This is a genomic window from Salinibacterium sp. NYA9b, from assembly GCF_976973725.1.
In genome coordinates this window covers 1,233,361-1,255,618 of record NZ_OZ333476.1, presented here as the reverse complement: position 1 = coordinate 1,255,618, position 22,258 = coordinate 1,233,361, and the positions used below count along the sequence as shown (strand labels likewise).

At 59.3% G+C, this 22,258-nt stretch carries 17 protein-coding genes and 3 rRNA genes; 5 read left to right on the top strand and 15 right to left on the bottom strand.

Going from position 1 to position 22,258, the window contains the following annotated elements; all coding sequences use genetic code 11:
- Window positions 1-100 precede the first annotated feature (100 nt).
- Complete coding sequence (gene recN, locus ACWFSR_RS05940) at window positions 101-1,813, bottom strand: DNA repair protein RecN (RefSeq protein WP_447523312.1); 1,713 nt, start codon at window positions 1,811-1,813, stop codon at window positions 101-103.
- On the bottom strand, window positions 1,810-2,754 hold the full coding sequence (locus ACWFSR_RS05935) for an NAD kinase (protein WP_197110088.1): 945 nt from the start codon (window positions 2,752-2,754) through the stop codon (window positions 1,810-1,812). Before ACWFSR_RS05935 ends, recN begins: the two co-directional genes overlap by 4 nt.
- Window positions 2,755-3,013: 259 nt before the next feature.
- Between ACWFSR_RS05935 and ACWFSR_RS05930 the strand changes: the two genes are divergently transcribed.
- From ACWFSR_RS05930 to ACWFSR_RS05920, 3 genes are read left to right on the top strand one after another with little or no spacing between them, the layout of a single operon-like run.
- Window positions 3,014-3,265, top strand: coding sequence for an SHOCT domain-containing protein (locus tag ACWFSR_RS05930; RefSeq protein WP_197110089.1), 252 nt, complete (start codon window positions 3,014-3,016; stop codon window positions 3,263-3,265).
- On the top strand, window positions 3,265-4,731 hold the full coding sequence (locus ACWFSR_RS05925; protein ID WP_447523311.1) for a multicopper oxidase family protein: 1,467 nt from the start codon (window positions 3,265-3,267) through the stop codon (window positions 4,729-4,731). The genes ACWFSR_RS05930 and ACWFSR_RS05925 overlap by 1 nt, the downstream gene beginning before the upstream one ends.
- A 16-nt stretch (window positions 4,732-4,747) precedes the next feature.
- Entirely contained in the window at window positions 4,748-5,167 is a 420-nt protein-coding gene (locus ACWFSR_RS05920; protein ID WP_197110091.1) for a DUF302 domain-containing protein, read from the top strand.
- A 23-nt stretch (window positions 5,168-5,190) separates the two neighbouring features.
- Here the strand turns inward: ACWFSR_RS05920 and ACWFSR_RS05915 are convergent, their stop codons facing one another.
- The 9 genes from ACWFSR_RS05915 to tyrS form a co-directional block, all read right to left on the bottom strand.
- On the bottom strand, window positions 5,191-5,985 hold the full coding sequence (locus ACWFSR_RS05915) for a TlyA family RNA methyltransferase (RefSeq protein WP_447523310.1): 795 nt from the start codon (window positions 5,983-5,985) through the stop codon (window positions 5,191-5,193).
- A complete protein-coding gene (locus tag ACWFSR_RS05910; RefSeq protein ID WP_197110193.1) occupies window positions 5,978-6,130 on the bottom strand; it encodes a hypothetical protein in 153 nt (50 codons plus the stop codon). Before ACWFSR_RS05910 ends, ACWFSR_RS05915 begins: the two co-directional genes overlap by 8 nt.
- A gap of 2 nt (window positions 6,131-6,132) precedes the next feature.
- A complete protein-coding gene (locus tag ACWFSR_RS05905) occupies window positions 6,133-7,167 on the bottom strand; it encodes an HAD-IIA family hydrolase (RefSeq protein WP_447523309.1) in 1,035 nt (344 codons plus the stop codon).
- Window positions 7,121-8,506, bottom strand: coding sequence for a hypothetical protein (locus tag ACWFSR_RS05900; RefSeq protein ID WP_447523308.1), 1,386 nt, complete (start codon window positions 8,504-8,506; stop codon window positions 7,121-7,123). The genes ACWFSR_RS05905 and ACWFSR_RS05900 overlap by 47 nt, the downstream gene beginning before the upstream one ends.
- Before the next feature lie 90 nt (window positions 8,507-8,596).
- Window positions 8,597-8,713, bottom strand: a 5S ribosomal RNA gene (gene rrf, locus ACWFSR_RS05895).
- Between the two features lie 181 nt (window positions 8,714-8,894).
- A 23S ribosomal RNA gene (locus ACWFSR_RS05890) occupies window positions 8,895-12,012 on the bottom strand.
- Between the two features lie 512 nt (window positions 12,013-12,524).
- Window positions 12,525-14,049: ribosomal RNA gene (locus ACWFSR_RS05885) — 16S ribosomal RNA — on the bottom strand.
- Together the 16S, 23S and 5S rRNA genes form the textbook arrangement of a ribosomal RNA operon.
- A gap of 739 nt (window positions 14,050-14,788) precedes the next feature.
- On the bottom strand, window positions 14,789-15,340 hold the full coding sequence (locus tag ACWFSR_RS05880; RefSeq protein ID WP_447523307.1) for a dihydrofolate reductase family protein: 552 nt from the start codon (window positions 15,338-15,340) through the stop codon (window positions 14,789-14,791).
- A 67-nt stretch (window positions 15,341-15,407) separates the two neighbouring features.
- Complete coding sequence (tyrS, locus tag ACWFSR_RS05875; RefSeq protein ID WP_447523306.1) at window positions 15,408-16,718, bottom strand: tyrosine--tRNA ligase; 1,311 nt, start codon at window positions 16,716-16,718, stop codon at window positions 15,408-15,410.
- A gap of 186 nt (window positions 16,719-16,904) precedes the next feature.
- On the opposite strand from tyrS, the gene ACWFSR_RS05870 reads away from it, so the two are divergent.
- On the top strand, window positions 16,905-17,492 hold the full coding sequence (locus tag ACWFSR_RS05870) for a DNA-binding protein (protein WP_307783994.1): 588 nt from the start codon (window positions 16,905-16,907) through the stop codon (window positions 17,490-17,492).
- Window positions 17,489-18,043, top strand: a complete 555-nt coding sequence (locus tag ACWFSR_RS05865; RefSeq protein WP_447523305.1) for a hypothetical protein — start codon at window positions 17,489-17,491, stop codon at window positions 18,041-18,043. Before ACWFSR_RS05870 ends, ACWFSR_RS05865 begins: the two co-directional genes overlap by 4 nt.
- Window positions 18,044-18,064: 21 nt before the next feature.
- On the opposite strand, the gene ACWFSR_RS05860 is transcribed toward ACWFSR_RS05865, so the two are convergent.
- From ACWFSR_RS05860 to ACWFSR_RS05845, 4 genes are read right to left on the bottom strand one after another with little or no spacing between them, the layout of a single operon-like run.
- Window positions 18,065-18,985, bottom strand: coding sequence for a DUF817 domain-containing protein (locus ACWFSR_RS05860; RefSeq protein ID WP_447523304.1), 921 nt, complete (start codon window positions 18,983-18,985; stop codon window positions 18,065-18,067).
- Window positions 18,985-19,572 carry a DNA-3-methyladenine glycosylase gene (locus ACWFSR_RS05855; RefSeq protein ID WP_447523303.1) on the bottom strand — a complete coding sequence of 196 codons (588 nt, stop codon included), beginning with the start codon at window positions 19,570-19,572 and terminating at the stop codon, window positions 18,985-18,987. The genes ACWFSR_RS05860 and ACWFSR_RS05855 overlap by 1 nt, the downstream gene beginning before the upstream one ends.
- Before the next feature lie 2 nt (window positions 19,573-19,574).
- On the bottom strand, window positions 19,575-21,011 hold the full coding sequence (gene argH / locus ACWFSR_RS05850) for an argininosuccinate lyase (RefSeq protein WP_197108625.1): 1,437 nt from the start codon (window positions 21,009-21,011) through the stop codon (window positions 19,575-19,577).
- Between the two features lie 2 nt (window positions 21,012-21,013).
- Window positions 21,014-22,213, bottom strand: coding sequence for an argininosuccinate synthase (locus ACWFSR_RS05845; protein WP_010205232.1), 1,200 nt, complete (start codon window positions 22,211-22,213; stop codon window positions 21,014-21,016).
- Window positions 22,214-22,258 lie beyond the last annotated feature (45 nt).

Sequence of the window (22,258 nt, the reverse complement as noted above, 5' to 3'; positions counted from 1 at the left end):
TTATCGGCTTAACAGCTAAGGCCGTCGGCGAGGCCGGAAATGTGGCTGAAAGTGTGCGCGAAAGTGAGTCCAAAACTGTGCACGAAACTGTGTCCGAACGTCAGCGACCGAGAGCAGCGTTTTCGAGGTCGTGCGCGGTCTGAATAAGCTCGCGGGCGTGGGCAAGGCCAGACTCCGAGTCGGGCAATCCCGAGAGCAGTCGCGCCATTTCTGCGATGCGCGCCTCCCCCTCAAGCTTGTGAACACTGGAGGCCGTGACCGATCCGTCGTCGCCCTTGATGACGCTGAGGTGGTTGTCGGCAAACGCGGCCACTTGGGCCAGGTGCGTGACAACAATCACTTGGGCGGTGCGGCTCAGCAGAGCAAGCCGTTTGCCGATTTCGATCGCTGCGGCACCGCCGACACCCGCATCCACTTCATCGAAAATAAAGGTCGGAACCGGATCGTTGCCCGCAATGACGACCTCGATCGCGAGCATGACCCGTGAGAGCTCTCCCCCTGAAGCACCCTTGCCAAGCGGACGCGGCGGTGCTCCCGGGTGCGGCTGCAACAGGATCGCCACTTCATCTTTGCCGCTCAGCGAATAGTCGCTGCGGTCTTCGACCGTGACCACGATCTCGGCGTTGGCCATCGCAAGGTGGGTGAGTTCGTCGGTGACCGCGGCAGCAAGCCGTGCAGCGCTACGAGATCGCACGTCGCTCACCTTGGCTGCGAGCTCGATCAGTTCTGACTGACCTGCTTCGACCTGAGCCCGCAGCTCGTCGATGCGGGTGGAGTCATTATCGAGTTCCAGCAAGCGTTGGCTGCCGGTGTCGAGCACATCGACGACATCGTCGAGGGTCACGCCATGCTTGCGCACGAGAGCGGCAAGTTGGCCGCGACGATCTTCGACCTGTTCCAGTTCGCGGCTACCATCGGAATCCAGCCCGGCGAGGTAGCCAGAAAGATCTGTCGAGATTTCTCCCAGTGTGATGGATGCTGCCGCTAAGGCCTCAGCGATGGCGGCAAGTTGCGCGTCGTGCTCGGCGACCCGCTCAAGCCCTCGTTGGGCGCTGGCAAGCAGGGCCACTACATCGGAGCCTTCCTCCGCGTCATCCGCCGACAGCACCGCGTGGGCGCCTTCAGCGGCCAGCCTCAGACCTTCGAGGTTCGCCAGACGATCGGCTCGTTCCGTCAGCTCGACGTCTTCGCCGCGACGCACGTCGGCGGCTTCAATCTCATCGATCGCGACGCGGAGTTCGTCAGCCTCGCGACTGCGAAGATCGCTTTCCGCAACGAGTACATCGAGTTCGCCCTGGGCCGCCTGCCAACGACGGAACACTGTTTGATACTGCCCGAGCACGGTCGCGAGTTCGGCTCCCGCATAACGGTCGAGCGCATTTCGCTGAGCCGTCGACGACTTGAGGCGGATCTGCTCAGACTGGCCGTGAACGACCACGAGCTGGTCGCCCAGCTCGGTGAGCACACCGACCGGAGCACTACGACCGCCAACCACAGCACGGCTGCGACCCTCACGCGCAACGGTGCGCACAAGAAGAAGCTCTCCGTCGTCGAGGTCACCGCCGGCGTCGCGCACGCGCTCAGCGACCGCAGACGTGGGGTCAATGACCCATCGTCCCTCCACGGATGCTTGATCGCTATCGGCCCGGATGGCGGCAGCATCGGCCCGCTCGCCGAGCAGGAGGCCCAGGGCGGTCACGACCATCGTCTTTCCCGCGCCCGTCTCGCCCGTGAGCGCGGTAAACCCGGGGCTCAGCGGAAGTCGTGCTGAAGCGATAACACCGAGGTCGCGAATGGAGATCTCTTCGATCACGAGTCGGTTCCCTCCTCCGATGCTGGCCCACGCCATCCGTTGACCGGCAAATTGAATTTCTTGACAAGACGATCGGTGAATGGTCCTTGCGACAGTCTGGCTAGTCTCACCGGCACCGGTGAACGTCGCACGATCACACGAGCACCACGCGGAAGATCGAAAGCGCGTCGGCCATCGCACCACAACACGCCAATGCCCATATTGCGATCGAGAACCTCGACGGCGAGGGCCGAGTCTGGCCCCACGACAATGGGGCGCGCAAATAGCGCGTGAGCGCTTAGAGGAACAAGCAAGAGAGCATCAAGGCTCGGCCACACCACCGGGCCACCAGCGGAGAACGCGTAAGCGGTAGAGCCGGTCGGTGTGGACATGACGACGCCGTCGCAGCCGAATGAGGAAAGCGGTCGGCCATCGACCTCAATGACCACTTCGAGCATGCGCTCGCGACTCGCTTTTTCGACGGTCGCTTCGTTCAGCGCCCAGGTTTCGTAGACAACCTCAGAATCGACCTTCACGCGCACCGACAGCGTCATGCGCTCTTCAACGAGGTAATCGCGAGCCAGCGCGCGCTCCACAGTGGACGTGAGTTCTTCGCGTTCGCTCTCGGCCAAGAAACCGACGTGACCCAGGTTCACGCCGAGAAGCGGTGCACTGCAGCCCCGCGTCAGTTCGGCTGCGCGAAGAATTGTGCCATCGCCGCCAAGCACGATCACGAGCTCGAGCTCTCCGGTTTCGACTTCGTTGCCGAGGCGTCGCACCGGCGAGAGGTCGGGTTCCGCCTGCAGAATCGTTTCGTAGCTATCCGGCGCAAGCACCGGCACGATGCCTGCGCTGATGAGTTGATGGCACACCGAGATGGCGGCCGTCAGCGACTCCGCACGACCGGTGTGAGCGATGACCAGAATGTGACGATCAGAAGCATGAGAGTTCTCGGACTGCACCGTGCACCTCTCATTCGTAGTGATTGTTCGATTTGCCGCCACCGGCTGGTGGGTCGCGGCGATAGCAGAAACCTGCGTTAACCATTCTGTCGGATTCCCACAGCCACGTGCGCCCTGCACACGATTTTGGGGATATTGCTCCTGTGCACACGGGCGAATCCCAGCGTGGAGCCGAATCAGTTCACGCCCAGCCGCCTGTATACCTCCGGGGGTATCGTGTGCTGTGCGGCACAATCCGATGCGAAAGGAACCAAATCTAATGATGTGGAACTACGGAAACATGGGATGGGCTTGGGGATACGGCGTGCTGGCAGTTGTCGGCGTCGCCCTGCTGGTCTATGTCATTGTTCGTTTGGCGTCGAGCACGTCAAAGAGCAACGAAAAACCAGCGGACCCGAGGCACGATGAAGCCTCCGGCGCCAAACGAATCCTCCAAGAACGCTTCGCTCGCGGGGAGCTCACTGAGGAACAATACCGAGAGCATCTTCGGGTACTCGACGAGTCCCCGTAATGCGCGACATCAGCCGGCGTAACGCTCTGATCCTCGGCGGAGTCGGAGTAGCCAGTGTCGCTGTAGGCGGCACCGGTTTCTTCATCAATCAGCGTCACCCCTCGTCATCGTCGTCGGGAACCGTATCCGGCAACGCCTTCACGGAGCCTGTAGAGCTGCGCAGCAGAGACGGCGTGCTCACGGTCGACCTCGAATCATCGCCCCAACGGGTAAGCATCGCTGGCCGGGACGTAAACGCACTGAGCTACAACGGTGGCCTGCCGGGCCCCACTCTGCGCGTTCGTGCGGGAGACACCCTCAACGTGAACCTCAACAATGGGTTGGCAGATCCCAGCAACTTGCACGTTCACGGGCTCCACGTCTCCCCTAACGACAACAGCGACAACATGTTCGTCACGGTCGCGGCAGGAGAGTCCTTCGACTACCAATACACAGTGCCGGCCGATCATCCACCTGGCGTGTACTGGTATCACCCGCACCTCCACGGTTTTGTCGCCGAACAGGTCTTTGGCGGGCTTTACGGAGCCATCATCGTCGAAGACGCAGAAGTGATCCCCGCTGACCGGGAGCGCCTCCTCGTCATCTCCGATATCACCATCACCTCAGGCGGAAACATCCCATCGGCGTCGCCAATGGACGAAATGTCCGGGCGTGAGGGAGACCTCGTGCTTGTCAACGGGCAGCTCACGCCACATCTGACCGCGCAACCTGGTGAACGCGAGCGATGGCGCATCGTCAACGCCAGCGTTTCCCGCTACTTGCGACTGCGTCTTGATGGACAGCAAATGACCCTGCTTGGAATCGACTCCGGGCGGTTTGAAGCCCCACAGGAAGTCGACGAAATCCTGCTCGCGCCCGGCAACCGGGCAGACCTTCTGGTCACCGGTAGTGCCGGAACAGCCACACTGCGCACCCTCCCCAATGACCGCGGCTCGGCTGACGGGATGATGATGGGCGGCGACACCTCTCGAAGCATCGAAGAAATCACACTGGCCACGTTTACCGTGGTCGGCGAGAACGTCGACGCGCGACCAACGATCCCGCGCCAACCTGCCCAACGCGACCTCCGCACAGAAACTGTGAACGCGAGACGCGAATTGGTCTTCGCCATGGGCATGGGCGGCGGCATGGGTGCAGGCATGATGACCCCCACGATCAACGACCGCCCATTCGATGCCAGCCGCATCGACACCACCGTGCAGTTCGACAGCGTCGAGGAGTGGCTGCTGACAAACACCAGCACCCTCGATCATCCGCTGCACCTGCACGTCTGGCCAATGCAAATCATTGAACAGGATGGGCAGCCCGTCGACACCCTCCTGTGGCAAGACGTCGTAAACATTCCCGCACGCAGCACCACCCGTGTGCGGATCGCGTTCGAGGACTTCAGCGGAAAAACCGTCTACCACTGTCACATTCTCGACCACGAAGACAACGGGATGATGGGAATCATCTCCGCCAACTAGCACCAAGGAGACAACAATGAACTACGCACTCACCGTCACAGTCCCGCTCCCTTACGAGGAAGCGATTTCCGTGACGAAGCACGAACTAGCGAACCAGGGTTTCGGCGTTCTCACCGAAATTGACATCCGAGCGACCTTCACCACAAAACTCGGCGCCGAAAGCGCGGATGCGGTCGGCGACTACCTGATTCTGGGCGCATGCAACCCGGCCCTCGCGGAGCAAGCACTCGCCGCCGATCCTGACATGGGTCTGCTACTCCCGTGCAACGTCGTCATCCGTCGAAGCCAGTCGGCAGAGTCGACTACGGTTCAGACGATCAATCCCCAGACCATGGTTCAACTGAGCGAAGTCGCAGCAGTTCAGGCTGTTGCCGATCAAGCGGATGAACGACTTCGCGCCGCGCTAGCAGCTATCGAGGGCGCCAGCGGCAAGTAGTCCGACCTCAAGGCCTTCATCGCTCAGGCGATGGTAGCAACCTGCGATATCCACTCCGTCGGGTTGCTGCCGGCTGGGGCACTCAGCCACACAAGATACTCACGGTTTCCCGCGTTTCCCGCGATCGGTGACGAGATGACGCCTGCCGTGCCGAGACCAAGATCCCACGCCGCCCAGAGCACACCCATGATCGCTTCGTCACGAAGTGCGGCCCCGTGCACGATGCCCTCTCGAATGTTGGTTCGCCCAACTTCGAACTGCGGCTTCACAAGCAAAACAAAGTCTGCGGTTTCGCCCACCGAAGCGTGAAGCGCCGGGAGCACGGTGCGAAGCGAGATGAAGGACAGATCAGAGACCACAAGCGTGGGGATTTCGGATGTCCCGCTCAACTCCGCCAGAGATTCAGCGGTGAGATAGCGGGCATTCTCTCGCTCGATAACGCGCACTCGGGCATCCGACCGGATCAGGTCGACGAGTTGCCCGTGGCCGACGTCGAGCGCGATAACTTCGCGAGCACCTCGTTCGAGCAAAACTTGAGTGAAGCCGCCGGTCGACGCGCCAACATCGAGCGCGAGCTTGTCAGTCGCGTCGATACCGAAGGCGTCGAGACCCGCCACAAGTTTGTGGGCGGCCCGGCTTACGTAATGATCGGTCTCAGCGACCTCGATGACGTGGTCGTCGCTCACCGGAGTGGACGCTTTCGGAATCGCGATTCCTGACACCGTGACGAGACCGTCGGCAATCAGTTTGGCGGCGTGCGTGCGAGAACGCGCAAGACCGCGAGCAGCGAGAGCTGCGTCGAGCCGCACGCTAACCATTGCGCGAGAACGCGTCCTTGCCCTCGAGCTGCTGCTGCAGTTCGTCGTGAACCTGAGTGAAGGCGGCAGCTCGAGTTTCGAGCGGTTGGTCTTCGATCAGGCTCAGTCGTGACATCAGTCCATCGACCGGTGATTCATCGCTCATGCTCATGAATATAGCTCCGCTGGCACTTCAAGGGCGTAGATGGCGCTCCCCGAGTTCCAAATTGCTGCTGCGCCGGCACGCAATCGGTCGATGGATGTTCCGGCCGACGTCACGGTCAACCGTTGCCCTTCAAGGCGCACCGTCGCCGTTCCCACCGTCGTCATCACTGCGGCGCCGCCCTGCGTGACGATCGTTTCTGGATAGGGCTCATGCAGCCCACGCAGATCATCAACGATCATCGTCGGTCGCTCATCCGGGATACACGCCAGCACTTGCTTTGCTTGGTCAATGCCGGTCAGAACGAGAAGCGACGGGATGCCGGCCCTGTTAGCCCCGAGAATGTCGGTGTCGAGGCGGTCGCCAATCATCAACGCTTCGCGTGACTCGTAACGAGCAAAGGCCTCCTCGAAGATGGCCACTTCTGGCTTGCCAGCGACGATCGGCAAACGCCCAACGGCGGAATGCACTGCTGACACGAGGGTGCCGTTGCCGGGCGCTGTTCCGCGAGCCTGGGGAATCGTCCAGTCGGTGTTGGTGGCAATCCAGGGGATGCCGGCGTCGCCACCCTTGAGGGCGAACGATGCTTCTGCGAGATCTTTCCACCCCACATGCGGAGCGAAGCCTTGCACGACGGCCGCCGGCGAATCATCAGCCGACCGGGTGACCACGAAGCCTGACTTTTCAAGCTCGTTCGTCAGGCCGTCGCCGCCAACAACCATGATGGTCGAACCGGCAGGAACGATAGCGCGCAGCAGGCCCATGGCCGCTTGAGGCGAGGTCACCACGTCCCGCGGTTCCACGGTCAGTCCGAGTTCGCTCAAGTGCTCAGCAACGGATGCGTCGGTGCGCGACGCATTGTTCGTAATGTAGGCAACTTGCGGGCCATCGATCGCGTTCATGCTCTCGACGGCATACGGAATCGCATCCGGACCGCGATAGATAACTCCATCAAGGTCCGCGAGTACGAGCGCGACGCCCGTGAGAGGTGTCCTAGCTGACACGCTCGTCGTTTCCGTCGTCGTTCCCGTCAGTTTCATTAGTGACTTCCAGAGGCCCATTTGCATCCTCAACTTCTACTGCGGTGTCGCCGGATGCCTCGAATTCGAGCTCTTCTTCAATGACTTCGATTGTGGCGTCTTCGTCGTCGCCGAGCGCCGCTTCTGCGACATCCGCGCGAGCAAACCAGATGGCCGCTTCATCGTCACGGCCGAGCTCTTCGAGCACGGTGCCATAGGCGCCGAACAAGGCAGGGCTGTAGGTGAAGGCCTTATCGGGGTCGAGCTGCGGAATCTGCAACTCAACGAGCGCTTCTTCTGCATGGCCGAGGTCGAGGCGTGCTCCCGACATGGCAATAGCAAGCTCAGCTTGGACGGCCGAAGACAGCGTGCTGCGCTTCACCGAGCGACCAAGCTCGAGGGCCCGTTCCGGGCGCTCGAGTCCGCGCTCGCTATCGACCATCATCGGCAACTGGTCGTCACGACCAGTAATGCGACGGTACGTACGCAATTCGCGTAACGCCAAAGCGTAGTCGCCAGTCGCATAGGCGGTGATGGCGAGAGTCTCGCGAACAACTCCGATGCGGCCTGCACGGCGCGCAGCAGAAATAGCGTGCTGATGAGCAAGTTCAGGGTCTTCTTCGATGAGGCGCGACACCATTACCAGGTGAAGGGCGACACCCTCGGCGTTCTCTTTACTGAGGGTCTTGAGTTCGTTCGAAGCAACCCGGTCAAGCATTTTGGGCGTAACGCCCTCGGGAATCTCGGGAGCCTGGTGGTAGGCCCGAACCGAGCGGATGCCGAAGGGATCGCGATCCTCTTCAGGCTCACGTTCGCTTGCATCGCGGTCTCCGCGTGCGGGCGCTCCGCCCTTGGTCCAGAGTCGTTTCTCGTCGGGGCCACCACGGCGATCGGATCCGCGGTCGGGACGTCCGCCGCGCTCTGGGCGCCCTGAGCCATCGGAACGGAACGGGCGTGCCGGCCGGTCTCCCCTATCGGGACGATCGCCGGAACGCTGCGGACGGCTATCGCGGTCCCCGGAACGTGGTGGACGCGAGTCGCGGTCACGGTCACCGGAACGTGGTGGACGCGAGTCGCTATCGCCGGAGCGCTGCGGGCGACCATCGCGGTCACCGGCGGCATCGCGGCGTGGACGGCGGTCGTCACCCTCAGGCTTGTTGCGCCAAGGGCGGTCGGAGCCGGATGCTGGCTTTCCGCGTGCGGGTCCACCAGCGGCGTTGTCGCGGCGTGGTCTTCCATCGCTTGGTCGTCCCTCACCCGGACGTCCACCTGTGGGGCGTCCTCCAGATCGGGGCGCGCCAGAGCGGTTCCCGTGGGGTCGGCTGTCTTGCCGGCCGTCATTTTCTGAGGAATCGGTCATTCGTTGCTCCTGATTTTAGGGTGGGGACTTAACGCAAAATAGCCACCAGCTGTGTCTATGAAACACAGTGGTGGCTATTTTACAATTGAAGTCCGGCGGTGTCCTACTCTCCCACAAGGTCCCCCTTGCAGTACCATCGGCGCAGAGAGTCTTAGCTTCCGGGTTCGGAATGTAACCGGGCGTTTCCCTCTCGCTATGGCCGCCGAAACACTATTGATTTATGTATCAGTCTGGGCCAGTTCACATTGAAGAGCATTCCACCGAGGTGGGTGCTCAGCAGTGTGTGCTGGGCGCAGTTCCCGACCGTAAATCGGGAACCACAAAGTGGACGCGAGAATTCTTCTCAGTCACCATTCGACAACCCTAAGGTCGCCCAGTGAGGTGGGGTGTTATCAATTTATCGACTTATTAGTACTGGTCAGCTCCACAGGTCGTTAGTCCCTGCTTCCACATCCAGCCTATCAACGCAGTAGTCTAGCTGCGAGTCTCTCGGCCTAAGCCATGGAAATCTCATCTCGAAGCTGGCTTCCCGCTTAGATGCTTTCAGCGGTTATCCATTCCGAACGTAGCTAATCAGCGGTGCTCCTGGCGGAACAACTGACACACCAGAGGTTCGTCCATCCCGGTCCTCTCGTACTAGGGATAGATCTTCTCAAATTTCCTGCGCGCGCAGAGGATAGGGACCGAACTGTCTCACGACGTTCTAAACCCAGCTCGCGTACCGCTTTAATGGGCGAACAGCCCAACCCTTGGGACCTACTCCAGCCCCAGGATGCGACGAGCCGACATCGAGGTGCCAAACCATGCCGTCGATATGGACTCTTGGGCAAGATCAGCCTGTTATCCCCGAGGTACCTTTTATCCGTTGAGCGACAGCGCTTCCACAAGCCACTGCCGGATCACTAGTCCCGACTTTCGTCCCTGCTCGACTTGTCAGTCTCACAGTCAAGCTCCCTTGTGCACTTACACTCGACACCTGATTACCAACCAGGTTGAGGGAACCTTTGGGCGCCTCCGTTACTTTTTGGGAGGCAACCGCCCCAGTTAAACTACCCACCATGCACTGTCCCTGAACCGGATTACGGTTCGAAGTTAGATATCCAATATGACCAGAGTGGTATTTCAACAATGACTCCACCTGAACTAGCGTCCAAGCTTCACAGTCTCCCACCTATCCTACACAGGCCACACCGAACACCAATACAAAGCTATAGTAAAGGTCACGGGGTCTTTCCGTCCTTCTGCGCGTAACGAGCATCTTTACTCGTAGTGCAATTTCGCCGAGTTCGCGGTTGAGACAGCTGGGAAGTCGTTACGCCATTCGTGCAGGTCGGAACTTACCCGACAAGGAATTTCGCTACCTTAGGATGGTTATAGTTACCACCGCCGTTTACTGGGGCTTAAATTCACAGCTTCGCCTTACGGCTAACCGTTCCTCTTAACCTTCCAGCACCGGGCAGGCGTCAGTCCGTATACATCGTCTTGCGACTTAGCACGGACCTGTGTTTTTAGTAAACAGTCGCTTCCCACTGGTCTCTGCGGCCCTGCAGCGCTCCCGGAGCAAGTCCGTTCACGCCTTAGGCCCCCCTTATCCCGAAGTTACGGGGGCATTTTGCCGAGTTCCTTAACCACGATTCTCTCGATCTCCTTAGTATTCTCTACCTGATCACCTGAGTCGGTTTGGGGTACGGGTAACTTGAACCTCGCGTCGATGCTTTTCTTGGCAGCATAGGATCACTGATTTCGTCCGTGAGGACTACCCATCGAGTCTCAGCCGTAATGAGAGACGGATTTGCCTATCTCTCGGCCTACATTCTTAGACCGGGACAACCATCGCCCGGCTCAGCTACCTTCCTGCGTCACACCTGTTAATACGCTAACCGCACCAGAATAGGGTCGTACGCTAGGCCCCACGCCTCACCCCGAAGGGATTGGTCTAGGGGATTCAGATACTTAGCATTACTGGATTGGTTTGGGCGGTTCTTCGTCAGTACGGGAATATCAACCCGTTGTCCATCGACTACGCCTGTCGGCCTCGCCTTAGGTCCCGACTTACCCAGGGCGGATTAGCCTGGCCCTGGAACCCTTGATCATTCGGAGGACGGGTTTCTCGCCCGTCTTTCGCTACTCATGCCTGCATTCTCACTCGTGTAGCGTCCACGGCTGGTTTACACCGCCGCTTCACTCGCCACACGACGCTCTCCTACCACTCCGTACGGCTGAACCACGAAGGCTTACCTAAAATACGAAATCTACAACTTCGGTGGTGTGCTTGAGCCCCGTTACATTGTCGGCGCGGAATCACTTGACCAGTGAGCTATTACGCACTCTTTCAAGGGTGGCTGCTTCTAAGCCAACCTCCTGGTTGTCTATGCAACTCCACATCCTTTCCCACTTAGCACACGCTTGGGGACCTTAGTTGGTAGTCTGGGCTGTTACCCTCTCGACGATGAAGCTTATCCCCCACCGTCTCACTGCTGCGCTCTCACTTACCGGCATTCGGAGTTTGGCTAACGTCAGTAACCTTTTAGGGCCCATCAGCTATCCAGTAGCTCTACCTCCGGCAAGAAACACGCAACGCTGCACCTAAATGCATTTCGGAGAGAACCAGCTATCACGAAGTTTGATTGGCCTTTCACCCCTATCCACAGCTCATCCCCTCAGTTTTCAACCTAAGTGGGTTCGGTCCTCCACGTGCTCTTACACACGCTTCAACCTGGCCATGGATAGATCACTTCGCTTCGGGTCTAGAACCAGCGACTAAAACGCCCTATTAAGACTCGCTTTCGCTACGGCTGCCCCACACGGGTTAACCTCGCCACTGATCACTAACTCGCAGGCTCATTCTTCAAAAGGCACGCTGTCACAGCTACTAAGGCTGCTCCAACGGTTTGTAAGCAAACGGTTTCAGGTACTATTTCACTCCCCTCCCGGGGTACTTTTCACCTTTCCCTCACGGTACTTGTCCGCTATCGGTCATCTGGAAGTATTTAGGCTTATCAGGTGGTCCTGACAGATTCACACGGGATTTCTCGGGCCCCGTGCTACTTGGGATACTCTTCGGACCATTGCAACATTTCGACTACCGGGCTGGCACCGTCTATGGCTGGGCTTTCAATCCCATTCGTCTATATCACTTTGTAATCCTTGCTGTACGGCAGTAACAGCTGAAAAGTCCCACTACCCCGACCATGCAACGCCTGCCGGCTATCACACATGATCGGTTTGGCCTCTTCCGGTTTCGCTCGCCACTACTAACGGAATCACGGTTGTTTTCTCTTCCTGTGGGTACTGAGATGTTTCACTTCCCCACGTTCCCTCTACCCGCCCTATATATTCAGGCGGGAGTCACTGAGTCGTCTTGCAACGCCCAGCGGGGTTTCCCCATTCGGAAATCCTCGGATCAAAGCTCTATTATCAGCTCCCCGAGGCTTATCGCAGATTTATACGTCCTTCTTCGGCTCCAGATGCCAAGGCATCCACCGTTTGCTCTTAGAAAATTGATATCACATGAGTATAAGAATCGATCGCGACACCTAAGTGCCGAGATTGACCAATGAATTATTCCCCACAACCAAAGCTGTGAGGGTCATCGTTTATTTCTTGTGATCCGACCTTTCGGTCAGATCTAAGATGCTCGCGTCCACTGTGTAGTTCTCAAAATACGGGCGGTATCCTCCACCACAACCCCAAAGGGAAGCAGTACCAGGATCCGTTAGACCCAAACACCCTTGACAGGTGTTCACGGCCCTAAGGTACGAACACGAACCATCACAGTCCGTGGCCGGTCCCTCAGGACCCAACAACGTGCAAAGACCAGCACCCCTGAAACCCCTCGTTCCAACCGGCAAGCCGGCGTACTAAAGAAATAACAGTTCCTCTGATCACAATGTCAATGTTCCACCCATGAGCGCCGTCCAACCCGAACAGGCTGGTACGACTCGGCAACATAAATTCGTTCCCCACTAACTCTGTGTATACCGCAGAGACGAGAAAACGAGTTGCACGTGCTCCTTAGAAAGGAGGTGATCCAGCCGCACCTTCCGGTACGGCTACCTTGTTACGACTTAGTCCTAATTACCAATCCCACCTTCGACAGCTCCTCCCCTTGCGGGTTAGGCCACTGGCTTCGGGTGTTACCGACTTTCATGACTTGACGGGCGGTGTGTACAAGGCCCGGGAACGTATTCACCGCAGCGTTGCTGATCTGCGATTACTAGCGACTCCGACTTCATGAGGTCGAGTTGCAGACCTCAATCCGAACTGAGACCGACTTTTTGGGATTCGCTCCACCTCGCGGTATTGCAGCCCTTTGTATCGGCCATTGTAGCATGCGTGAAGCCCAAGACATAAGGGGCATGATGATTTGACGTCATCCCCACCTTCCTCCGAGTTGACCCCGGCAGTCTCCTTTGAGTTCCCACCATTACGTGCTGGCAACAAAGAACGAGGGTTGCGCTCGTTGCGGGACTTAACCCAACATCTCACGACACGAGCTGACGACAACCATGCACCACCTGTTTACGAGTGTCCAAAGAGTGAACTATTTCTAGCCCGTTCTCGTATATGTCAAGTCTTGGTAAGGTTCTTCGCGTTGCATCGAATTAATCCGCATGCTCCGCCGCTTGTGCGGGCCCCCGTCAATTCCTTTGAGTTTTAGCCTTGCGGCCGTACTCCCCAGGCGGGGAACTTAATGCGTTAGCTGCGACACAGAAACCGTGGAATGGCCCCTACATCTAGTTCCCAACGTTTACGGCATGGACTACCAGGGTATCTAATCCTGTTCGCTCCCCATGCTTTCGCTCCTCAGCGTCAGTAACGGCCCAGAGATCTGCCTTCGCCATTGGTGTTCCTCCTGATATCTGCGCATTCCACCGCTACACCAGGAATTCCAATCTCCCCTACCGCACTCTAGTCTGCCCGTACCCACTGCAGGCTGGGGGTTGAGCCCCCAGTTTTCACAGCAGACGCGACAAACCGCCTACGAGCTCTTTACGCCCAATAATTCCGGATAACGCTTGCACCCTACGTATTACCGCGGCTGCTGGCACGTAGTTAGCCGGTGCTTTTTCTGCAGGTACCGTCACTTTCGCTTCTTCCCTACTAAAAGAGGTTTACAACCCGAAGGCCGTCGTCCCTCACGCGGCGTTGCTGCATCAGGCTTGCGCCCATTGTGCAATATTCCCCACTGCTGCCTCCCGTAGGAGTCTGGACCGTGTCTCAGTTCCAGTGTGGCCGGTCACCCTCTCAGGCCGGCTACCCGTCGTAGGCTTGGTGAGCTATTACCTCACCAACTACCTGATAGGCCGCGAGTCCATCCTTGACCGAAATTCTTTCCAGCTCCTAGCCATGCGGCTGAAGCTCGTATCCGGTATTAGACGTCGTTTCCAACGCTTATTCCAGAGTCAAGGGCAGGTTACTCACGTGTTACTCACCCGTTCGCCACTAATCCACCAGAGCAAGCTCCGGCTTCATCGTTCGACTTGCATGTGTTAAGCACGCCGCCAGCGTTCATCCTGAGCCAGGATCAAACTCTCCATAAATGTTTGATTGCACCAACAAGCCGAAGCCCATCAATGCACATCTTGCGTCACCCGCACCCGGAATAGGGTGTCGAGGCAACAAGTTTGAAACTGACAGAACAAATCAATACTGACTTGCTTTGTTGTTTATATCTTTTTCCAAAGGAATCCGCTGCATAAACGAAACCGTTCTGATTAGAACAATTCCAATAAACACAGTCGGGTTTTTGGCATTTGACATTGTGCACGCTGTTGAGTTCTCAAGGATCGGACGCTCCTGACCTCCACCGCAAAACGGCTTCACCCCAGGGCTTTCAAAACCTGTGTTGGCAACCTCCGCTGAAAGCGAAAGGCAACCTGTCTAACTTACCAGCTTCAGCGTTGCTGTCAAATCCAATGAAGCGAACCAGAACGGCACACAAACAACAGACCAACACACGCGTGAAGCGGGAAGACATCCAACGATCCGATGACGGAACCTACATGAGGAACTCCGCTACCTGACCGGACTAAAACTATAACAGATTTAGAGGATGGTGGCCCCCACTTGAGGCCGGAAACCTAGCAGCAGAACTGCCCGGGACTTCCGAACCTTTGGGGTGACAAGAGGAAACATTACGTGCATTCTCGACGCCCCACCAACACCGACTGCATCCCGGGCGTGTCACGAAGATGAGGGCCCGCAAACACTGCACTGTGGTCAGACCTTGCGGTGAAGGGTGATGGTTTTCGACGACCTTCGTCTGGGCACCAGAGTGAACTACTCCCGCGGCCGGACTTCGTAAACCAGGTGAGCGAACTGACCGACAGCAGCAGCTGACGTCAACCGCAGACGATCAGAACCCAGCATCCGAGGGAAAAGCGGCGCCCCACCGATGACCGTCGCGGGAGCGAACGAGATCGAGATCTCATCGAGAGCGCCGGCATCGAAGAACTGGGCGGCGAGCTCTCCCCCACCCACGATCCAGATGTCGCCATCACCAGCCGCTTCGCGAATGGCGGGCAGGGCATCCGCAACACTGCCGTGGACGAAACGCACGTCTGCACCTTCCGGCACAGGCAGATCACGCGTAGTGAACACGAAGGTCGGCTTGTTGCCGAAATACTCTGCCCACTTGTGTGGCTGCGCAATCAGGTCTTCTTGCTTGAGCACCCACTCGTAGGTGGTCGACCCCTCGACCTGGACTGTCGCGGTAGGCGCAACCGCCGGCGCCTCGTCACTAGGCACCGCTAACAGCCAGTCGAGAGAATCAGCCTCATCGGCAAGGTAGCCGTTGAGGGTGGACGCGGTTTCGAAAAGAATGCGTGACATGCGATCAGGGTACGGCCATCGGACGACACCGGCGGGCTGGGAACACTCAGCCGCGCCAGCCCTGGGTCTAGGAAGTGACGAAGATTCCCGCGAGAGTCTTCTTGCCGCGACGGAGAACCGCCACGTTTCCGGCGAGAAGATCGCCGCCAACCGTCGCTTGGTCATCCGCTACCGCAACGTTGTTGAGGTAAACGCCGCCCTGCGAAATTGCGCGACGTGCTTCACTCGCACTCGACACCAGCTTCGTGTCGATGAGCAACTGCACGATCGTCGCATCCGCTGCCGTCTCGACGTGGGCAAGTTCTCGCAATGCTGCGGCAAGAGTGTCGGCATCCAACGAGGCCAATTCGCCCTGGCCGAACAGAGCAGCAGAAGCAGCAATCGCCGCGTCCGTTGCCGCGCGACCGTGCACGAGAGACGTGACTTCGTACGCGAGAGTCTTCTGTGCTTCACGCCTAAACGGCGCCTCAGCGACAGCGGTCTTGAGGGCCGTAATCTGATCGCGCGACAAGAACGTGAAGATCTTCACGCGCTCAATGACATCCGCATCGTCGGTATTGAGCCAGAACTGGTAGAACGCGTACGGACTCGTCATATTCGAGTCGAGCCAAATGGCGTTGCCTTCGCTCTTGCCGAACTTGGTGCCATCTGAGTTGGTGATGAGCGGGGTACCGATGGCGTGAACGCTCGCGCCCTCAGCCTTGTGGATGAGGTCGCTACCGCTTGTGAGGTTGCCCCACTGGTCGCTGCCCCCGGTCTGCAATACGCAGTCGTAGTTGCGGTAGAGCTCCAAGAAGTCCATGCCCTGCATGACTTGGTAGCTGAACTCCGTGTAGCTGATACCGGCGTCGCTGTTGAGGCGCGCGCTGACGGCATCCTTCTTGATCATCGTGCCGACTCGGAAGTACTTGCCGACATCGCGCAGAAAATCGATCGCGCTCATCGGCGCCGTCCAGTCGAGGTTGTTGACCATCCGCACCGCGTTGTCGCCCTCGGTGCTCAAGAACTTGGAGACCTGGGCTTGCAAGTAACTGACCCACTCGGCGACCGTTTCGTTGTCGTTGAGGGTGCGCTCGGCCGTGGGGCGTGGGTCGCCGATAAGACCGGTCGCTCCCCCGACGAGCCCGAGGGGCTTGTGGCCGGCCAGCTGAAGGCGGCGCAGCAGAAGCAGTTGCACGAGATTGCCCAGGTGAAGACTGGGTGCCGTGGGATCGAATCCGCAGTAGTACGTGATGGGGTCGCCATCGAGAAGCTTCTCAAGGGCATCCGCGTCGGTGGAGACATGCACGAGGCCACGCCACGTGAGTTCTTGCCACAGACTCTCGAAGGAGCTGTCGTTGTTCTGAGTACTGAGGGATTCTGATGCTGTCGCTGACACGTCATTAACCGTAGTGCCTAATACCGCAGTGGTGAGAGCAGCGAAAATGGCGGCATCCACAATGCTGAGGCACTGATTGTGGGGAATCAGGCTTGTGGACCTGATGTTGAGAAATCAATGCTGTAGCCTTTAGTTATGTTCGTGATTACAGCAGACCAACGAAACAGCCGCAGGAGCGCGGATGCCGTGGCTCATACCCTGCAGCGCATCAATATCGAGCGCGCGGATGACCTCGCCCTGCCCGCCGAACGCACCGCCGGAGACGAAGCCCAGATGCTGCTGACCTCGGCACAGGCCGCCCTCGACATCACGCTCGAACTCACCCGCACGGAACAGTGGAGCGTGGGAATCGGAATCGGAGCAGTGCCGCTGCCCTACGGAACCACTGTGCGCGCGACCAGCGGACGCGCTTTTCTCGCCGCCCGCGAAGCCATCGACCGCGCCAAAAAGAGTCCAGCCAAATGCGCCGTCGAATCCGACCCCTCGAGCGAGTTGGCTCACGACATCGAACCGCTCCTCGAACTGTTGATTTTGCTGCGCAACCGGCGCACCGCCAACGGTTGGGAACTCTACGACCTGCTCAGCACCGGCATCACTCAAGCCGATGCTGCTGAACGACTCGGCATCTCGCCACAGTCAGCCAGCCAGCGCGCGCTTGTCGCCGGACTACGCACCGAAGAAGATGCCGTTCGAGCTCTTGCGAACCTGCTCGACAAAGCACACAGTGGAGTAGTAACCGACAACGCGCTCAGCGCAGAGGAAGGCACGTCATGATCGGCTGGTGGATCGCGGTACTCGTTCTCACAATCGGAGCGATTGGTGCATCCATGATTGCGGCCCGCACCGACAAGTATTGGCTCGCCACCGTCTCACTGCTGCCCGTCGGAATTGCCCTCATTCTGGGATCGACCGGAAACCCTTTACCGGGTGATGCCTCTGGACTCGTCATCTTGCTCAGCGCAGCCCTCGTCGCCCTCGCGACCATTGCGGGTAGCCCCCTCGTGGCACTCGTGCTCTCGCTTGCCTCGTATCCGGCGCCCCGTGGTGAGCACGGCGGCATTCTCGTGATCGACGCCGACTCGCCCCTGCCCGAACGCGAAATCTTGCGCGGCGGAACCACGATCGGTTACCTCGAACGCTTCGCCTTCATCGCCTCGTTCATGGTGTGGCAGCCCGGCGCGATCGCCGTCATTGTCGCCATCAAAGGACTCGGTCGTTTCGCCGAACTGGAAAATGCGGCCGCGCGCGAACGATTCATCATCGGCACCCTCGTGAGCCTGGTGTGGGCCGGCTTGTGCACCGCGGCGCTGCTCGTCGGACGCTAAACCCGCTCGAGGGTCTTCTGCCTACGGTTGCTGCTGAGCGATTTCGCTGAGCGACTCGGGAGGCCGCGGCTTCTCGACCCATGTCACGAGCACCACCGAGACGATCATCAACAGGAGCCACGAACCAAGCTTCGCGATCGATACGAGTTCCCAACCGTCCGACTGATTCGGGTACACCCACGCATTCGACCAGGTTGCCACGTTCTCCGCGATCCAGATGAAGATCGAGACCAACACGAAGGCGACCAGCACGGGCATCCGGAACCGCGCCCGCGACACCCTGACGTGCATGACGGTGCGCCACCAGACCACCACGATGGCCGCGAAAAGGAACCACCGAACGTCGACGATGAAATGGTGGCTGAAGAAGTTGATGTAGATCAACGTGGCCACGATCGCGGTGATCCAGCGCCGCGGATAGCGATCGAAGCGAAGCTCGAAGAGGCGGAACACACGCACCATATACGAGCCGACCGCCGCATACATGAAGCCGCTATAGAGCGGGACGCCGAAGATGTGCAGCACACCATCGCCCTCGTACGTCCAGGATCCAGCATCCGTCTTGAAAATTTCCATCACGGTGCCCACGATGTGGAACAGGATGATCACGCGCAGTTCGCGCAGCGTCTCCAGCTTGAACACAACCATGAGAACTTGGATGGTGAGAGCCGCGAGCACTAAAAAGTCGTTGCGGGCGAGGGACGCCGACTCGGGGTACCAGAGGCGCGTGAGCACGAGAACGGCGAGTAGTGCTCCCCCGAACACGCAGGCCCAGGCTTGCTTGAGCACGAACACCGTGAACTCGATAGCCCACGTGCGGAGGCGCTGTGGTTGGACCCGACCGCTACCGTGCGGATGCTGCGGACCGCCATCGCGAACGCGGTCAAGACGCCGGTGCGCCCACTCATCAATCCGCTGCTCTAGCGGTGTGAAGCGGGCCACTAGCTGCGCTTGCGCTTCACTGCGGGGCGATACGGGGAAACGCTCGGCTCCCCCGGAATCCAGAAGCGCCACGGATACTCGTCGGCGCCGCCAGCACCCGCAACGCCCGTGCGCGGACCAACGCTGAACGGAGACTGCGACCGAGGCAGTTCTAGGCGGACACGACCCGACTCCAGGTTGGTTCCCGCGTCATCCAGCCGAATGCCCAGAGCCACCGCGAGTCGCGCCGGCCCCATAGCGAGGTCAGCCGGTTTCTTGGATGTTGCGCGACGTTCGGCCGCGACATCCATCCCCTCGATCACTTCGCCAGCACGTAAAAGGATTCCTGAGGCGACGCCCTCAGGCATGCACACCACATTCGCGCACGTGTGCATCCCGTAGGTGAAGTAGGTGTAGAGATGGCCGGGCGGGCCGTACATGACGGCATTGCGCTTGCCCGGCCCTCGAAAAGCGTGAGAACCAGGATCGACTTCGCCCATGTACGCCTCGACCTCGGTGAGCCGCACCGCGACCTCACCGACGCGCACGACAGCACCCAGCAAGAGCGGAGCAACCTCAGTCGCCGGCCTGCTGAGCAGTTCGAACACGTCTAGCGGATGACCTGCGGATCGAGAGCAGACGCGAGCACGCGAACACGCTCGGTGAGCTCGGCACGCTGCTCCGCAACGCGCACGGGAGCAGTTCCGCCAACACCGGCACGGCTCGACACCGAGCCTTCGACCGTAAGAACCGCGCGCACATCACCCGTGAGGTGAGGTGAAATGGCGGCGTAGTCGTCATCGGTCGGTTCGTGGAGTTCGAGCGAGTTGTCTTCACAGAAACGCACGAGGGAACCGCTGATTTCGTGAGCCTCGCGGAACGGAACATGCTGGCGAACCAGCCAGTCAGCAACATCCGTCGCCAAGGAGAACCCCTGAGGCGCAAGCTCGGCCATGCGCTCAGTGTTGAAGCGCAGCGTTGCCACCATGCCAGTGAACGCCGGCAAGAGCACTTCGAGAGTCTCGACGGAGTCGAACACGGGCTCTTTGTCTTCCTGAAGATCGCGGTTATACGCGAGCGGCAACGCCTTGAGCGTGGCAAGCAGGCCCGTGAGGTTACCGATAAGACGACCAGACTTGCCCCGAGCAAGCTCAGCGATGTCAGGGTTCTTCTTCTGGGGCATGATCGACGACCCCGTGGAATACGCATCATCGAGCTGCACGAAATCGAACTCGCGCGTGTTCCAGAGAATGATCTCTTCACTGAGTCGCGAAATGTCAATGCCGAGCTGCGCGGTGATGAACGCGAACTCTGCCACGACATCCCGGCTCGCGGTGGCATCGATCGAGTTTTCGGTGGGGCGAGCAAGCCCCAGTTCCCGAGCAACCAACGCGGGATCGAGCCCCAACGTGCTGCCCGCAAGCGCACCAGAACCATACGGCGATGTGGATGCGCGAACCTTCCAGTCCCGTAAGCGCTCGAGCGTGCGCACCAGAGGCCACGCGTGCGCGAGCAAATGATGCGCGAGCAGCACTGGCTGAGCATGCTGGAGGTGCGTGCGACCCGGCATGATGGCCGCATCGTGCTTCTCAGCCTGCGCCACAATGGCGTCAATCAGGTCGACAACCATCGCGGCAATTGCGCCCGCATGGTCGAGCAGGTACATGCGCACCAGAGTGGCGATTTGGTCGTTGCGGCTGCGTCCGGCACGGAGCTTGCCTCCGACCTCAGCCCCCGCACGCTCGATGAGCCCACGCTCGAGCGCGGCGTGAACGTCTTCCTCGGATTCGAGGGCGGTAAAACTGCCATCGGCAACCGCTGCACTCAACGATGTCAGGGCATCCGTCATCGTTTCGAGCTCAACATCGTCGAGGTACCCCGCGGCCGCGAGCGCAACAGCGTGCGCTCGCGAACCGGCGAGGTCATACTGCGCAAGCTGCCAGTCGAAGTGAGTTGATTTGCTCAACCGGGCAAGCTCAGGTGAAGGGCCACTTGCGAAGCGGGCTCCCCAGAGTTGTCCCTCACCAGTTTCGGCAGATTGCGCCATGATTAGCCCTGCTTTGCGTCGCGACGAGCCGAGATCTTGCTCGGCAGTGACCAGAGTTCGATGAAGCCCTTAGCGAGCGACTGGTCAAACGTGTCACCGGTGTCGTAGGTGGCGAGGCTGAAGTCGTAGAGGCTCTGCTCTGACTTGCGGCCAGTCGGTACCGCACGGCCAGCGTGGAGTGTCATACGGATTTCTCCGCTGACATAGCGCTGGGTGTCGTCGATGAACGCGTCAAGTGAACGCTTGAGACCTGAATACCAGAGTCCGTCGTACACGAGGTTCGACCATTCGGCCTCAACTCCACGCTTGTAACGGGAAAGGTCACGCTCGATCGTGAGTGACTCAAGCTCTTCGTGGGCGGCGATAAGAGCCATCGCGCCGGGAGCTTCGTAAACCTCACGGCTCTTGATACCGATGAGGCGGTCTTCGACCACGTCGATGCGGCCGATGCCGTGCTTGCCCGCGAGCGCATTCATGTGCTCAACGATGGCGAGAGCCGACATCGCGACGCCGTCGATGGCGACAGGAATTCCGGCTTCGAAAGTGATGGTCACTTCGTCGGCGGGCAGACCAGCGGCAGGATCAGCGGTGTACTCGTAAAGCTCTTCAATCGGAGCGTTCCACGGGTCCTCAAGGAATCCAGTCTCGACAGCGCGACCCCAGACGTTCTTGTCGATCGAGTAGGGGCTCGCGGCGGACTGGCGAATCGGAAGGTTGTGCTTTTCGGCGTAGATGATCGCCTTGTCACGGGTGAGCGCGAGGTCGCGGACCGGCGCGATGCTCGTGAGGTCGGGGGCGAGAGCCGCAACAGCTGCCTCGAAGCGAACCTGGTCGTTGCCCTTACCGGTGCAACCGTGAGCGACGCTGTCAGCGCCGAGAGCCTTGGCGGTGAGTGCAAGGTGACGCGAGATCACCGGACGGCTAAGAGCCGAAACCAGTGGGTAACGCTTCTGGTACAACGCGTTTGCCTTGAGTGCTGGCATCAGGAAGTCATCAGCGAACTCATCTTTGGCATCGATAACGATCGACTCAACAGCACCACAGTCAAGTGCGCGCTGACGGATGTCATCCATGTTTTCGCCGCCCTGGCCGACGTCAATCGCGAGCGCGACGACCTCTTTGCCTGTGGCGTCCTTGAGCCAGCCGATACCTACTGAAGTGTCGAGTCCGCCCGAGTAGGCGAGAACTACGCGTTCTGACATATGTTTTTCTCCTTGACGTCGTGAATCAGTTTAGGGAACTACAAC

Coding starts and splice junctions, on each gene's coding strand:
- ACWFSR_RS05915 (WP_447523310.1), bottom strand. CDS start 5,985: ATGGTTAGCGTGCGGCTCGACGCAGCTCTCGCTGCTCGCGGTCTTGCG.
- ACWFSR_RS05925 (WP_447523311.1), top strand. CDS start 3,265: ATGCGCGACATCAGCCGGCGTAACGCTCTGATCCTCGGCGGAGTCGGA.
- ACWFSR_RS05865 (WP_447523305.1), top strand. CDS start 17,489: ATGATCGGCTGGTGGATCGCGGTACTCGTTCTCACAATCGGAGCGATT.
- ACWFSR_RS05920 (WP_197110091.1), top strand. CDS start 4,748: ATGAACTACGCACTCACCGTCACAGTCCCGCTCCCTTACGAGGAAGCG.
- argH (WP_197108625.1), bottom strand. CDS start 21,011: ATGGCGCAATCTGCCGAAACTGGTGAGGGACAACTCTGGGGAGCCCGC.
- ACWFSR_RS05910 (WP_197110193.1), bottom strand. CDS start 6,130: ATGAGCGATGAATCACCGGTCGATGGACTGATGTCACGACTGAGCCTG.
- ACWFSR_RS05905 (WP_447523309.1), bottom strand. CDS start 7,167: ATGAAACTGACGGGAACGACGACGGAAACGACGAGCGTGTCAGCTAGG.
- ACWFSR_RS05900 (WP_447523308.1), bottom strand. CDS start 8,506: ATGACCGATTCCTCAGAAAATGACGGCCGGCAAGACAGCCGACCCCAC.
- ACWFSR_RS05880 (WP_447523307.1), bottom strand. CDS start 15,340: ATGTCACGCATTCTTTTCGAAACCGCGTCCACCCTCAACGGCTACCTT.
- ACWFSR_RS05845 (WP_010205232.1), bottom strand. CDS start 22,213: ATGTCAGAACGCGTAGTTCTCGCCTACTCGGGCGGACTCGACACTTCA.
- ACWFSR_RS05930 (WP_197110089.1), top strand. CDS start 3,014: ATGATGTGGAACTACGGAAACATGGGATGGGCTTGGGGATACGGCGTG.